The following is a 15,757-nucleotide window of genomic DNA, read 5'->3' as shown; positions in this document are numbered from 1 at the left end:
AAGGTTTAACTTAGTTTAACAAATCATTTAGTGAGGTGAGTATTTGCTCATTCCCAGTGCGTTCAATTATTAACGCTTCGCGACGTGCAAAATTAACTTTTAGGACAATTTCACTGTCGTTTAATAGCCACTTTAAAGCACAACTATTGTCATCACCTTCAACACTAAACTCACCTGCAAAGGCACTGTGAGTATTACGTATCTCAATTAATTTTAGTAATCCCTGTACAACAGGCTTTGCAAGAGACTGCGCAATGATATCAGCATCTAAATATGGACGATTAATATCACGACCTACATTTGATTTTGCTAGTAACGCCATATCATTTTCAGCTGCGAATAAGCCACCGTAGTAAACTTGTGGTACGCCGGGTGCAAAAAATTGAATCGCGCGCGCAACTAAATAGTCAAAATCATTTGCACCTAACGCATTGTAATAAGTGCAATTTACTTGGTACAAGTCGACATTACTGGCAGCAGCCCCAGTTGCTTGGCGGCTTTGGTTATTGCTATTTGCATGAATAGTTTCAACTAGATTATCAATTTGCGCTGCATTTAATAATCCTGGCTTATCACCCATTGGACCCGCATCAATAATACCAATGCCATCGTGGGTATCGAGTACTGTTAAGCAATTACGTGGTGAAATATTTAACCACTTTACAAGTGCATCACTATTATTGGTAAATAAGCTGTGCAAAATCAATGGTGGTAATGCGAAGTCATAAACCATATTGACCCGCTTTGCGACGTCAACTTGAGTTTGATAATGGCTGTGAATTTCAGCAATTGTTTCCATACCCAATGCATTAGCTTGCGCCGATAACTTATCTAAATAATCAAACGTTTCATCTAGCATAAAGCAGTTTGTGCCAGCTTGCTTAATCGCGTAACCCGCCGCATCTAAACGAATAATATTAACGTTATTAGCAGAGAACTTTGTTAATACATTATTTAAATACGCAACGCCCGCAGCAACTTTAACATTAATGTCGATTTGATTATCGGTAAACGTGGTCCAAAAATCATACGTTTGACCATCGCCACATGGCATTGGAGTAAAACAACTGCCAGGACGCGGGCGATAAATCGCTTTTTGCTCGGCGTCACTCATACCATTTGGAAAGACATCTTCTTTAGTTAAAAATAAATCCCAAAACGGTGATGCTTTACCTTTTGCTAGTACATCCTGAAACTGAAAGGATTGCGCCGATACGTGGTTCACAATCAAATCGGCCATCAGATCATAGTCTGCTCCTAACACTTGAATGTCTTGCCAAGTACCGATCCGTTCATCCACGGCACTATGATCAATAGGGTCAAAGCCTGCATCACTACCATCAATTGGATTGTAGAATGGCAATAGGTGGACACCTCCGAACACGCCGTGTAATGGACCATTTAAAAGTGCGGTCAATGCGTTGATATCTTGGCCAGTGATTCGATCAGCATATGTGATCAATTGAACTTTATTCTTCATCATTGTGTGATTACCATGTTGAAACTTAATCGATTAAGATATATCTTTAACTAGCAAGTAAGAATTTACAAGTAATTTTTAATAATTTTACATACAAAAATCGTGGCTCACGTAATACTACAATAAGTAACTAACTGACTTACTAAGTGTTAACTGAGCATTTAACGAGGAAAAAGTACATGACAAAATCACACACACACGTAAGCAGCGATCCGTTGCAACAAATACGCTGGCTTACATATATGATGTTTTTTATGTTTGCCATGACTTCTGATGCGGTGGGCATGATCATACCTGAACTTATTAAAGAGTTTGGTTTAAGCATGACCCAAGCAAGCGCGTTCCATTATGCACCTATGGCGCTAATTGCTTTTAGTGGATTGTTTTTAGGTTTTTTAGCAGACAGTTTAGGGCGTAAAACAACCATCATGCTAGGCCTTTTAATATTTTCGGCGAGCTGTTTCTTGTTTGCGTTTAGCACCAGCTTTACCTTCTTTTTATTGCTACTTTGCTGCATAGGCTTAGCCATTGGTTTATTTAAAACGGGTGCGCTTGCGTTACTTGGTGATATTTCACATAGTAACGAAGATCACACTAAAACGATGAATAAGGTAGAAGGCTTTTTTGGCATAGGCGCCATTGTAGGGCCAGCTCTAGTAGGCGTCTTACTGGTGCAAAATGTAAGCTGGACTTACCTGTACATTATTGCAGGTGTAATGTGTTTAATTCTCGCTTTACTAGCGTGGCGTGCAGACTACCCAGCCGTTGTAAAAACCACAGCAAAGCCCACTTCGCTTGCCACCACCATGAAAATGATCAAAAATCCGTATGCGCTAGGTTTTTCTCTGGCAATTGCCCTTTATGTGGCCACGGAGGTTGCTATTTATGTATGGATGCCTACGCTGTTAAAAGATTACACTGGCTCTTGGCCACTACTTGCAACCTATGCATTGACAATATTTTTTGTACTGCGTGCCGCAGGGCGATTTATTGCCGTATGGTTACTAAACCGCTATAGCTGGCAAGGTGTTATGGCCTATTTAAGCTTAGGCATTGCGCTGTGTTATGTCGGTACATTATTCGGTGGCGTTGATTGGGCTGTGGGTTTATTGCCGCTTTCGGGGTTATTTATGTCGATGGTTTATCCGACTTTAAACTCTAAAGGTATATCCTGCTTTGCAGTGCAACAGCACGGTGCTGTGGCGGGCGTGATATTATTTTTTACCGCACTTTCGGCGGCTTTAGCACCCTTGTTCATGGGTATGATCAGCGATTACTTTGGCCATGTGCGTTACGGTTTTTATTTAGCTACGGGCTTTGCTGTCATTTTATTTTTAGCTATGCTGTTTAATTATTTTAAAGATCCATCAGCAACGGCTTTACAGCAAGATAACCCTGTAACTGAGTAAACCTATATTCTAAGACAATAAAAAATACTTTATAAATCAATGAATGAATAAAAAAAGAGCAAATTAAGCACAAAATAATTTGCTTCTTGTAAAATATTTGTTATTTTTACTTAATCGATTAAGTAAAAATACAAATCCAATTGGGTTCAACACAACGAGGCGTAACCATGACAACACACAACACACCTTTATATTTAATCAGTGCATTAGCACTTGCCGTAAGCCAAGGCGTACATGCGCAACAACAAGATCAAAATTCTCAAGTACAAGCTAACAAAGGTCTTGAAACAATCGTTGTAACTGGTGTACCACGTCGTACAACGATTATGGCATCAAGCGTATCAGTCAGTAGCTTGTCGCTTGAACAAGTTGAAGTGTCTACACCTCGCTCAACCGCTGAGGCGTTTAGAATCATTCCGGGTATTCGCGCAGAATCGACCGGTGGTGAAGGTAACGCAAACATTGCTGTGCGTGGTTTACCTGTGGCATCTGGCGGTGCGAAATTTTTACAATTACAAGAAGACGGTTTACCTGTACTGCAATACGGTGATATCGCTTTTGGTAACGCTGATATTTTTATGCGCTTAGATAATACCGTACAAACAATCGAATCAATTCGTGGCGGCTCAGCATCGACGGCTGCAAGTAATGCACCTGGTGGCATTATTAACTTTATTTCTAAAAATGGTGAAAACGAATCAGGCAGCGTATCAACTACTCTGGGCCTCGATTACGATAGCGTTCGTACAGACTTTGAATACGGTACTTACCTAAGCGATAGTGTACGTTTTCATGTCGGTGGCTTTGTTCGCCAAGGTGAAGGTCCACGCGAAACAGGTTACACATCAAATAAAGGCGGGCAAATTAAAGCCAACCTAACCAAAGATTTTGAAAACGGCTATGTTCGAATTTATTACAAGCATTTAGATGATAAAAGCGTAGGTTACTTACCGATGCCAATGTATGCAAATGGCGATTCTATCCCTGGGTTTGACGCACAATCGGATACACCACACTCGGCATTATTTACAAAAACAGTGCGTCTAAACGGCGAAAACCAAATTAGCAGTGGCGATATTCGCGACGGTATGAACCCTAACGTTGACTCAATTGGCTTTGAAGCAGTATTTGACTTAGATAATGATTGGCGTATCGAAAACCGTTTTCGTAAATCATCTGTAAGCGGTAACTTTAATTCACTTATTCCTGCTGAAGTAGGCAGCGCTACCGCTATTGCAGAAAGTATTGGCGGCGCAGGTGCAACACTCAGCAATGCAAATACTGGGGCTGCATTTAAAGACAATTTAGCAATGCGTATTCATACGTTTGACGTCACAATGAACGACTTTGACTCTATTGTGAACGACTTTAAATTGACTAAATCGCTCGATGACGACACCAGCATTACGTTTGGTTACTACGCATCAACGCAAAACATTGCCATGTCGTGGTTATGGAACTCTTATCTAATGGAGCTTAAGGGCGATAACGCAGCCTTATTAAATGTCACAGCTGCCGATGGTACTGAGTTTTCTGAAAATGGTTTATACGCATACGGAACACCTTTTTGGGGTAACTGTTGTCAGCGTGATTACGACACAGAATACGACACTCGCGCCCCGTACGTTGCATTTTCTACAAAACTTGGCGATGTAAGTATTGATGCAAGTGCCCGTTACGATAGTGGCGAAGCTCGCGGTAATTACGCAGGTGCAGTAACCTCTACAGTTGATATGAATCGTGATGGTGAAATATCCGTTCCTGAACAAAATGTTGCAGGCATTGATATTACTAATGCCAGCCCAGTTAACTACGACTGGAACTACACATCTTATTCAATTGGTGCTAACTATCAAATTGACCCAAGTCTGGCAACATTTGCTCGTATCAGTAAAGGCGGACGAGCGAATGCTGACCGACTTTTATTTGGTAAAGTACGTGCAGATGGCTCTGTTGCGAAAGAAGATGCTGTAGATGAAGTTAATCAATATGAGTTTGGGGTTAAAAAACGTTTTGATTCCTTCTCTGTATTTGCAACTGCTTTTTATGCAGAAACTGAAGAGCAAAATTTTGAAGCTACATCACAAACCTTTTTCGACCGTGAATACGAAGCCAAAGGGATTGAGATTGAATCAACTTACTTCATCGATGCGTGGGATTTTCGCGGTAACTTAACCTGGACCGATGCTGAAATCGTTAAAGATGCACTAACACCGGAAGTAGAAGGTAATACGCCTCGACGCCAAGCAGATTTAATTTACTCACTAATGGCGCGTTATAGCTACGAGAAAGGTGCAGCTGGTGTAAGCTTTATTGGTACTACCGATGCATACGCTCAAGACAACAACGACCTTAAATTTGATGGTTACACCCAAGTAAATGGCTTTGTAAGCTACGATTTATCTGAAAACCTTAGCATCGCGCTTAATGTAAATAACCTATTTGATACAGTCGGTATTACTGAAGCCGAAGAAGGTTCTATCCCAGATAATAATATTATTCGTGCCCGCACTATTAACGGCCGTACAACGTCACTAACACTTAAATACCTATTTAATTAACCGAACTTTAGTATTTTTAAGCGCTGAATAATGTATTTTCAGCGCTTGATCTCCTAACATCTATTTACCTTGAAAGACTCTCCCACTACTTTTGACCTAGCCCTTGCTAGGTTTTTTAGGATTTACAATATGACCAAATTACTTAGCCTTGGCGAGCTGCTTATTGATATGCTGCCGCAAGATTCTCAAAACAGTGCTTATTTGCCCATTGCTGGCGGCGCTCCTGCCAATGTAGCGGTAGGTTATGCCAAACTGGGCGGCAAAGCGGCTTTTTGTGGCGGTATGGGCGATGACTATTTTGCTAAACAATTAAGTAAATCGCTTGCGCAATATAAGGTAAGTACAGAGTACTTATTTACAATTAAAGACTCTCAAACGGCCGTGGTTATTGTCAGTTTGGATGAAACCGGTGAACGCAGCTTTAATTTTTATCGCCACAATACCGCCGATTTACTGTTAACGAGTGAGCATTTAAACCATATCAAATGGGATGAATTGAGTACCCTACACTTTTGTTCCAACACGTTAACTAATTTAGCCATTGCGCGCACCACGATCAATGCTTTAAAGCTGGCTAAAAAGAACCATAAGCTAGTCAGCTTTGATGTGAATTTACGCTATAGCTTGTGGCAAAATAGCAATGACATTGAGCAAAATGTACACGCGTGTTACGCCTATTGCGATATTGTTAAGCTATCGCGTGATGAGCTGAACTTTTTAGCTGAGCAAACACAGCAAGCACCTGATGATTATTTACAATCTATTTTAGATACAGGTGTTAAATTGGTATTTTTAACCGATGGCCCTGCACCGGCAACGGTTTACCATAACGTATTTACATTTACTGAAGCTGCACCAATTATTACGGCGGTTGATACCACCAGTGCGGGCGATGCGTTTATTGCCGGGGTTTTGTATTATTTAAATCATAATGATGAAAATATATTGCTCACGGATAAACTCAACAATCAGCAAATAGTAAAACGCGCTTTAAATTTCGGCCTTCGCTGTGGCTCTAAAGCCTGCTTAGCCAAGGGGGCTTTTCCAGCATTACCTACACTTCAAGAGGTATAATACCAATCCGCAATAATACTTAATAATTTTACGGGGTTAAACGTGTCGCTATCTGCGTTAAAAAATTCTCATTTAGAACAACTAAATAGCAAATTTTTTGCCTAGCTATCAACACGTTTTTCCAGCCTCAAAATAGATCACTTAATTAAGCGAATTGGTATAAATACTTTAAAAATAAAGGCCGATTATGGCCTTTATTTAAGCATCTACTTCTTCATCATTACTTTTTAACCATTCTAAAGCCGCAGTGGCGTTCTCAAAATATTGAATTTCACCTGATACAAACCAACTGCCTAATTTAGCGATGGTTGATTGCCAGTCTTTGTTGCCGTATATGGCTATTTTTTTAAACTCTTTGTTGTGTTTTAAGCCAAGTTTTAAATCATCCCATGCGGCTCTAAGTTCCCAGCCATCAAGCTCAGTTCCATCTATGAGTACATTAACAATAGGATGTTTAACTTCGCCAAGCGCAGAGTCTATCATCGGCGTAATCACTTCATAATCTTTGTGAGTGAGTGTGCCTATGGCTTTTAAGGTTAAAAAAAACTCGCAACCAGAGCGCTCAATACCAATAGATAAGCCGTGTGTTAAATTTACCATAACCCGAACTCCGCAATAAAATGAGCATTGAGTATAGGTGATAGCTTAGTAACCAATAGTGAAGTAGATCAAAAAACAGGCACATATACTTTTATTGTGCCTATTTTAATTAAATGCTTAATTATGCATTTTTAAGCCGTGCTATTTGGTTTTCAACATCTGTTAAATGACCGATTTTAAGCCAAACTCTGGCTCCTTCACTGCCTGCTATTGCTTTAATTTCGCTGTTAGGCGGCACTCTTAACCAGCTGTGTTTTACTAATGTATCGCCCTGCTCTTCAAGCGAGCCTTCAAGAACTAAAAGCTCGCCCCCACCCAAGGCGTTTAACGATATTTCACTGTTAGGTGCAAATGCTAAAATACTCACCTCTTCAAAGGCGTCTTTATAAAGAGGAGCTACATTTACATCACTAAACTCAGGGTGAGGAACACCGTGCATGGTATTAGTTTGCAAGCGAACATGCTCTCTGTCCTCTGGCTGAAACTGCCATAATTTTACAAATATAACGCACCCGTTTTCAGAGCTTGGTGTATGTTTTGACTCAGGCGGATTACGAATATAAGAACCCTTGGGGAAATCACCATGTTCATCTTGAAAAACACCTTCAAGCACAATAAATTCTTCACCGCCGGTATGTGTATGGGCAGAAAAATGGCTGTTTGGCGCATAACGTACAATGCTGGTTGCGCGTGCAACCTCATCGCCCACTCTATCAAGTGGACGCCTATCAACACCCGCCATCGGTGAGGCTATCCATTCTAACGATTCGCTATGCACAACAACACGTTCGCTAAAATCAGCTGCAATTTTCATAAGTAGCTCCACATTATAAATTGATAACTAAGCGGCAATGCTTGGACGTTGAGAGACCTTTTGTTGCCATGCAATTAAATGTGATAGCTCACTAGGAATAGCAATTTTCGCAAAGCCTGCAAACACCAGACCGGCGTACAAAGTAATATCTGCAACACTAAAATTCTCACCGGCAACATAAGCAGAATTGGCTAACACTGTATTAAAATAAACAAAGCCTTGGCGCGCTTTTTCACCTTGCTTTTCTCCCCAAGCAACATTTTGATAGGTTTCAAGTGCTGGGCCTAAGCCATCCGTTGCATGATGAAAGTAACTGGCTACAGCATCAAGGACCATTGACTCCGCACGCTTTTGCATCATATTAATCACCGCGCGTTCTTTTGCCTCAACACCGGTTAATGAAGGGCCAGCAAAAGAACTATCAATGTATTCAGTAATCGCGGTGCATTCTGCTATATATGTCCCGTCATCTAGCTCTAAAACAGGCACGCCTGCTAAGGGGTTTTTAGCTAAAAAGGCTTCAGTACGATGCTCACCATTTAATAAATCAACAGCAACAAATTCTACTTTGTCAGTCGCATTTTTTTCAGCAAGTGCAATACGTACACGTAATGGATTAGGAAAGTTTTCTACGTCATAAATTTTCATAATTATCTCTTTATATTTTTAACCACAGTTTGAACTAATATTGGCAAGATTAAATTACCTACCTACTGATAGGTAATTTATATTAAGATCTCGATCTTTGCAAACTAAAAATAAAAGAGCTTGAAAATAACTACCTACTGGTTGATAATTTTTTGCAGCGATATGAAGGAAGTTTTAAAATGACAAAAAAAGCAGCCCTGTTAAAAGCAGCAGAAAATAAGGTTAGACTTGGTGGCTATAGCAATTTTAGCTTTAGAGAGTTGGCGAATGAAATTGGTATTAAAAGTGCGAGTGTGCATTATCATTTTCCGACCAAAGCTGATTTAGGTGCTGAACTCGCGCATCAATACACTGATGCCTTTATCGCTGTGCTTGGCGAACCGGAGGCACATAAAGCAAACGGTAAAAATCCAATCGATATTTACACGCAATTATTTAGAAATGCGTTAGTGATGGATAAAAAAATGTGTTTATGTGGCTTACTTGGCGCACAAAGTGACAGCCTTCCTGATAAAGTGCGCGATGAAGTAAAACGCTTTTTCATTAAAAATTTAGCCTGGTTAACTCAAGCACATAAAATAAATGGAGAGCTTAATCCTGAACGTGCTGCGATTAAAACAGTGAGTTTATTAGAGGGCGCAATGATGATCAGCAACACCCTTGATGATATTCGCTACTTTGAGCAAGCTACTTTTTAACGGCTAATAGTTTGCCTGAACGGTTAGTGATCAAAAAGTTGATAAAGCTATTAACTAAATTACAACTCGATTAAACATAAAAAAGCGAGCCTTCACAAGGCTCGCTTTTACATTATTAAGATTACGATTTATTAAACTGCACGCACTTTATGCTTTGAATGCACTATCGCTAGTACTATAAAGCCTATTACCGCCACTGCTGCACCAATCGGTTTACCTAAATCACTTGATAAGTTTAACCCTATTGCCGCAGTCATTATGTATGACAAGGTCACTGCTGTAGCGATGACTGCAGGTACACTGGCAATCCAGTGAAATGTTCCACGGTCAAATAAGTACTTAGTCGCAAGCCATAACACACTCGTAGAAAGCAGCATATTTGAGAATGCGAAGTAGCGCCAAATCACAGAGAAATCAAGCTTAGTCATAAAGTAGGCAATCGTTAAAATAGGGATTGCTAGCAATAAACGATTACGCAAACTTTGCGGAATACTAAACGCATCAACCACTGTTAAACGAAGTGAACGAAACGCCGTATCGCCTGAGGTAATTGGGAATACTGCTACTGCAATAATCGCCATAATACCACCAAACACACCTAAATAACTGTTTGCTATATGGTTAACCACCAAACCTGGGCCGCCTAAATCAAGCATTGCTTTCAAACCTGCATAGCCTTCTGGGAAAGCAGCAATACCCGCTAATGCCCATACACAACCAACAATACCTTCACACATCATTGCGCCATAATAAACTGGACGAACGTATTTTTCGTTAGTTAGGCAACGTGCAATAATTGGTGCTTGCGTAGAATGAAAACCACTAATAGCACCACAGGTTATGGTAATAAACAATAACGGCCACGTAGGTAATCCATCTGGATTTGGAGTTAAAAAGTCATGGGCATGATCAGCTTCAAAATACGCTAAAAAATCACCAGCTACCGGTAAATGCGGCGCATTAATTAACAGTGATACAGCAATTGCAACCGTCATCACAATCATTAATAAACCAAAAACAGGGTAAAATTTAGTAATGATTTTATCAATTGGCAGTAAAGTAGCTAAAAAGTAATAAGCCAAAATAGCCAAAACCCAAAAGGTATTATTGGCAAATATAGTATCTTTAAATACGTCTAAGTTGCTTAATAATCCAGCGGGGCTCATTATGAATACCACGCCGACAAAAAACAGTAACATCGCCGTAAATATTAACATAAAGCCTTTAAATACAACGTTGTAATATTTACCTGCAATTTCTGGTAGGCTTTTACCATCCTCTTTGATACTCATAACACCTGAGTAAAAGTCGTGTACAGCTCCACCTAATACATTACCGAGTACGATCCAGACCAAAGCAATTGGTCCATATAGAGCACCGAGAATAGGGCCAAATATTGGGCCTACCCCTGCAATATTTAAAAACTGAATTAAAAACGCACGAACAGGATGAATTGCAACATAGTCAACACCTTCGCTAAAACGTTTTTGTGGTGTATCAATGGTGGCGTCCATACCAGCTTGTTTTTCTACAAAGGGACTGTAGAACTTGTAACCTAATATTAAAATAGTCAGGCAGATAAAAAAGATGATCATAAGCACGTTTCTCTTTTTGTAATATAGAGCGCGTTGTCAGTCGCCCCGAATTTCAAACTATGGGTAATCGTTGAACGTTAGCAGAGCCTGTTAAAATCCACAATACGACTATCTGATAATATTATTAGATGTTTGAAGTGCAGAGTTTAACTATCAGGAACAATATAGTAGGCAATAAAAAAGCCTTGCAGGGGAACAGCAAGGCTTGGAACTTCACGGGGAATTATTTAAATGTTAAGTGCACTTATTCAAATGTCACTGTTACGATATTTGAACATACATCTGCTGTAACACAAACTTGGTAATCATAGGCTGGCAAAGTTGCATTACGTAAGAAGTCACGGTGACGGCCGTTATCAGTCGTTGTTCCTACAAACTCACCATTGCGATATACATTAAGTGATTGAGCACCCACTTGCTCCCAGCTAAGATCAACACGCATAGTGTTTAAGCGGGTTTTATTCGCGCGGGTTAAACTCAACGCAATTGCAACATCACTCACAACCACGGTCTGTACTGACGAATCCGTATTACCTTCACTATCGGTTACAGTTAATGTTACTTGGTAGTTACCTGATTGCGCATAAGCGTGAACTGGATTTGCATCTGTTGAAGTTGCACCATCACCAAAGTCCCAGCTCCATTGTGTAATATCGTTATTTGCATCGCTGCTTGAATCCGTAAACGAGACTGTTAAAGCTTGTGCATCATAGTCAAAATCAGCTTGTGGTGGCTGCGGGGTTACCTCACCAATTGCACTAAATGTAAGTGACCAATTATTCAGTGTGCCAGTATCTGCCGCATAGGTATCTTCAACATGTAATACCCAATCACCCGTTGCCACTTCGCCATTAAAATCAGCTAAAGAGTAGCTTTGTACTATATCCTCTGCGCTACCGCCTGACTGACTATGCAATGTAGAACTTGTTCCTCTAGGCGAGGTTAACGTAACGATTAAATCACCAATGTAAGTATGTGAAATATCAATACTCGCTTGAGTTGCAAAAACAGTCAGTGGATCATTTACGGTGATCACAGAATCAACACCGTCAACATTGTTATCGGGGATTGCTACTGCGGTATCATTCGTATAGGTAAAATCATTTAAGCCAACAGGATCAACTAATAAGCTTACTGACTTCTGCTTAGCCAACTCGCCAGAAGATGCATTTACGCTAAAGTCATAGCGCCCCCATTGTGTTGACTCTTGAGTTGGCACACTAAGTATCACCACATCACCAGGCGTTGCAGTGTTTGCTGATAAACTAGCACCAGCTAAATCGCCAATTAATTCAAGGTCTACAACCCCTTGCCACTGGGCAATTGAGCCAATTTCAAATGTATATGTTGCCGTTTCACCGGCAGTGATCTGCTGAGCTGTTGGTGTAACAGATAGTTTAAAGCTTGGTGTAGGGTCTGCCTGCTCAAGAGCTTGATTAGCGTTTAAGCGTTTGCCCGATACGGTCTTCCCTGCCAGTTGTGCATTATCATCGCCACTATCCATAAGCAGCTGTTTAAGCTCACTTGTTGATAAGTCAGGATTGAGTGATAGTACCAAAGCAGCGACACCCGCAACATGCGGTGTGGCCATTGATGTACCAGAGTAAGTGGCATAACCATTACCCGGTACGGTTGATAAAATAGCGCTCCCTGGTGCGCCTAAATCAACACTGGTTAAACCCCACTGTGAAAAGTCTGACATATTATCGTTACGATCAGTGCTGGCCACTGACAACACGCTTTCATGCTCATAATTGGATGGATAATGTGGATTTTGATCATTATCAACGGCGTCATTACCTGCAGCGGCAACAAATAAAATGTCAGCTTGTTCGCTGGCGGTTATCGCATCAGCAAGCGCTTGGCTAAAGCCACCACCGCCCCAACTATTATTTAGTACGCGAACATTTACACCCGCATTTTTCAGACTCACCATATAGTCAATACACTTAATAGCGTCGGATGTAGAGCCACTGCCTGATGCATCTAAGAACTTACAACCAACAATCGCCGCTTCATGATTAACACCCACAACACCATTATTGTTATTACCTGCAGCGCCGATTGTCCCTGAGACATGCGTACCGTGACCTTGGTCATCCATTGGGTCGCCAACATTTGTAATGGCATTAATACCATGCACGTCATCAATGTAGCCATTACCATCATTATCGATGCCATCGCCTGCGATTTCATTCGGATTTATCCACATATTTGCCGTTAAATCACTATGACTGTGATCTACACCAGTATCGATAACGCCCACAACGACATCTTTACCACCTGTTGTAATTGACCATGCTTCGAGTGCATCTATATCCGCATCGGCCGTTCCACCAGATTGGCCTTCATTGTGTAATCCCCACAACTTTGAAAAATCAGGGTCATTAGGAGCAGTAGCAATGCTCACGCGATAATCTGGCTCAACATATTCAACCGCTGCATGTGTTTGCAGTAATTTAATTGCTTGCTTGGTGCTCATGCCAGTTACTTCAAACTTAGCTAGACGACCAGATAAAATCGACGAATAGTTATCATCAACACCATCTTTATTTAAATCACTTACTTTAGCTTTTACTAAACTGCGGGCTTGACTTCGCATTGCCACAGAAGTGCCTTTTTTATACATAACAAGCAATGAGTCTTGAGAAGCTCGTGCTGAAGGCTCTGCAGCAATGGTTGTTACTTGTGCTGCAGCTAAACATGGCAAAATAGCCAAGCTTAAAATAGATAATTTAGTTTTCATATTTTGTATCCATAGTTAGAAATATTAACTTAGCTTTGTTACTAAGTTTCGCTAACTTCACTACTTTTGAAATATCACTGGCAAGCACCATAAATGACAGAGAAAACCTAAACCAGACAAGAAAAATTCAATAAATTACTAAAAAACCAGTCTTTAACACTGTTTTTAACGGTCAATTTATTAACAACACAATCGTTTTTATGAGTAATTAGCGCTCAGTAGATGCCTTACTCGCCTCATCTTTTATTACCAGATTATTCAACATTCCAAGCTGATTACGGTGGAAAACAAGTAAGCAATTGAAAAGAAAGTAGATTAAAAATCATAAAAAGAGATGATTTCGAATATTACGTTTACACAATAAAGTTAACCGTCAATTGGTAGCAGTGCGTAAGTAAAAAAGCATTAATTGCATAAAACACAACACTGCATATCAATATAATTCTTCACTCACTTTTGTATGAGTGAGCTTTTTGCTCTTGATATCACAAAACTTAAATCGGCAAGGCATGCCGAACAAACTATGCAGAACATTAAGGTATCCACAACCCATTAATGACTGCTCTAATAATTATAAGTTAAGGAAAAATCATGAAGTTAAATAAATCTTTATTGACATGTGCAATCGCAGTTGCATTAAGTTCAAGCTTTGTTGCACACGCAAATATCGACGATAAAAACCAATCAACCTCTGTATTAGCAAGTCAAGTGTCAACTACTGCGGTAGGCAATGTCCTCACTATTGAACAAACATCATTGCAAGGTATGGGTAACGATGTAATGGTCACGCAACAAGGTGATGGCCTTGAAGCAAACATAACAAGTTTAGGCGATAACAACAGCATTAATGTTGATCAAAAACAAATTCAAAACTTGTCTTTAACGTACGTAATAGGCGATAACAACACCCTAAGTCACAGCCAAGATGGTGAAGTTAATGGCGCTCTATCAGACATAACAGGCGATGATAACTCAGTCAATGTTGCGCAGTTTGGCACGGGCTTTTTTGGTATTAATAACGAAGCGATTAACGTAGTTCAAGGTGATGCTAACGACATTGCAGTTACTCAGCAAGATGGCGGCCATTGGTTTTATAATTTGGATTTGCAAGGTAATAGCAACAAAATTAGCGCATCTCAAGCAGGCCTTTTAAATGAAGCAACGCTGGCAACTATTAGTGGTGACGAAAACACCATTGAAGTTACTCAAAACGGCTTGTTTAACGCTTTTACACTTACTGAACTCGTTGGTAATACGAATGAAGTAGTAATAGCACAAGAAGGTAATTTCAACGGCGTTACGGTTACTTCTGTTCGCGGCGATGAAAACAGCTTAGACATCGAACAAGCGGGTGATTCAAATACTGCGACTTTTGCAAGTGTTGAAGGAAACGAAAACACCCTATCAATCGATCAAGAAGGTAATACCAATACCTTCACATCTGAGTTATTTGCCGGTAATGACAATCAAGTTTCGGTTGATCAACAACAAGATAATAATCAAGTTGGGGCTGATGTATTAGGTGATAACAATGAACTCACTGTTATGCAAAATGGCTCAATGAACGAGACCTACTTGGGCACAATTGGCGCTGACAATGAATTCTCAAGCGTTCAAATTGGTAACGAAAACAGCGCTCACATCGCTAATTTTAATGGTCAAGGCAACGACGTTGATTTAGCTCAAGCCGGTGACATGAATACCGCTTTAATTCAATCTTCGTACCCTGACACATCGCTTAATTCAAACGATAATGACATTAATATCAGTCAATTAGGCAGCACAAATGAAGCAACATTAACCTTTGCAAGTGTGCTAAATAGTAATAACAATAGCGTTGATTTTAGCCAAAGTGGCGATCTGAATGCGATTGATTTAGTTATGGAAGGCAGCAACCATTCTATTGATATTTCGCAGCAAGGCGATATGAATATGGTAGCAGGTATCGATACGGGTGCATTTATCGTTGGTGGTGACAACATCAACTTCACAGTCACACAAGTAGGCAATGGCAACTTAGTTGAAGGTGCTATTACCGCTTCTAACACTTCAGTCGTGATCACCCAAGTGGGCGATTACAACACAGCAACTGTGACCCAAGAATAAGGATATTGGGGGGCACGTCCCCCCAT

The 15,757-nt window shown here is 40.3% G+C and carries 11 protein-coding genes; 5 read left to right on the top strand and 6 right to left on the bottom strand.

Going from position 1 to position 15,757, the window contains the following annotated elements; genetic code table 11:
- Positions 1 to 10: 10 nt before the first annotated feature.
- Positions 11 to 1,483, bottom strand: coding sequence for a sucrose phosphorylase (gene gtfA, locus H5182_RS01855; RefSeq protein WP_145234502.1), 1,473 nt, complete (start codon positions 1,481 to 1,483; stop codon positions 11 to 13).
- Positions 1,484 to 1,659: 176 nt separating this feature from the next.
- Here gtfA and H5182_RS01850 point away from each other — a divergent pair, with 176 nt between their 5' ends.
- The 3 genes from H5182_RS01850 to H5182_RS01840 all read left to right on the top strand — a co-directional run bounded on the left by H5182_RS01850 (position 1,660) and on the right by H5182_RS01840 (position 6,524).
- Positions 1,660 to 2,889, top strand: coding sequence for a sugar MFS transporter (locus tag H5182_RS01850; RefSeq protein WP_149981806.1), 1,230 nt, complete (start codon positions 1,660 to 1,662; stop codon positions 2,887 to 2,889).
- Between the two features lie 167 nt (positions 2,890 to 3,056).
- Positions 3,057 to 5,450: a TonB-dependent receptor domain-containing protein gene (locus H5182_RS01845; protein WP_182759406.1), complete on the top strand. Its 2,394-nt coding sequence runs from the start codon at positions 3,057 to 3,059 to the stop codon at positions 5,448 to 5,450.
- 129 nt (positions 5,451 to 5,579) lie between these two features.
- Positions 5,580 to 6,524, top strand: a complete 945-nt coding sequence (locus H5182_RS01840; RefSeq protein ID WP_182730801.1) for a carbohydrate kinase — start codon at positions 5,580 to 5,582, stop codon at positions 6,522 to 6,524.
- Positions 6,525 to 6,722: 198 nt separating this feature from the next.
- Here the strand turns inward: H5182_RS01840 and H5182_RS01835 are convergent, their stop codons facing one another.
- From H5182_RS01835 to H5182_RS01825, 3 genes are all read right to left on the bottom strand, one after another.
- Positions 6,723 to 7,124: an STAS/SEC14 domain-containing protein gene (locus H5182_RS01835; protein WP_182730802.1), complete on the bottom strand. Its 402-nt coding sequence runs from the start codon at positions 7,122 to 7,124 to the stop codon at positions 6,723 to 6,725.
- A gap of 121 nt (positions 7,125 to 7,245) precedes the next feature.
- Entirely contained in the window at positions 7,246 to 7,938 is a 693-nt protein-coding gene (locus H5182_RS01830) for a cupin domain-containing protein (RefSeq protein WP_145234512.1), read from the bottom strand.
- 27 nt (positions 7,939 to 7,965) lie between these two features.
- Positions 7,966 to 8,586 carry a glutathione S-transferase gene (locus H5182_RS01825; protein ID WP_145234514.1) on the bottom strand — a complete coding sequence of 207 codons (621 nt, stop codon included), beginning with the start codon at positions 8,584 to 8,586 and terminating at the stop codon, positions 7,966 to 7,968.
- Positions 8,587 to 8,765: 179 nt separating this feature from the next.
- On the opposite strand from H5182_RS01825, the gene H5182_RS01820 reads away from it, so the two are divergent.
- Complete coding sequence (locus H5182_RS01820; protein ID WP_182730804.1) at positions 8,766 to 9,284, top strand: TetR/AcrR family transcriptional regulator; 519 nt, start codon at positions 8,766 to 8,768, stop codon at positions 9,282 to 9,284.
- Between the two features lie 131 nt (positions 9,285 to 9,415).
- On the opposite strand, the gene H5182_RS01815 is transcribed toward H5182_RS01820, so the two are convergent.
- Positions 9,416 to 10,879, bottom strand: coding sequence for a carbon starvation protein A (locus H5182_RS01815; RefSeq protein ID WP_145234518.1), 1,464 nt, complete (start codon positions 10,877 to 10,879; stop codon positions 9,416 to 9,418).
- Between the two features lie 244 nt (positions 10,880 to 11,123).
- Positions 11,124 to 13,625: a S8 family serine peptidase gene (locus H5182_RS01810; RefSeq protein WP_182757475.1), complete on the bottom strand. Its 2,502-nt coding sequence runs from the start codon at positions 13,623 to 13,625 to the stop codon at positions 11,124 to 11,126.
- Positions 13,626 to 14,216: 591 nt separating this feature from the next.
- Here H5182_RS01810 and H5182_RS01805 point away from each other — a divergent pair.
- Entirely contained in the window at positions 14,217 to 15,731 is a 1,515-nt protein-coding gene (locus H5182_RS01805; protein WP_182759405.1) for a curlin, read from the top strand.
- Positions 15,732 to 15,757: the final 26 nt, after the last annotated feature.

Origin of the sequence: Pseudoalteromonas sp. SG44-17 (assembly GCF_014164235.1) — a bacterium.
GTDB classification, from domain to species: domain Bacteria; phylum Pseudomonadota; class Gammaproteobacteria; order Enterobacterales; family Alteromonadaceae; genus Pseudoalteromonas; species Pseudoalteromonas rhizosphaerae.
Note: the sequence above shows the minus strand (reverse complement) of the source record. Positions and strands in the feature narration are given on the sequence as shown.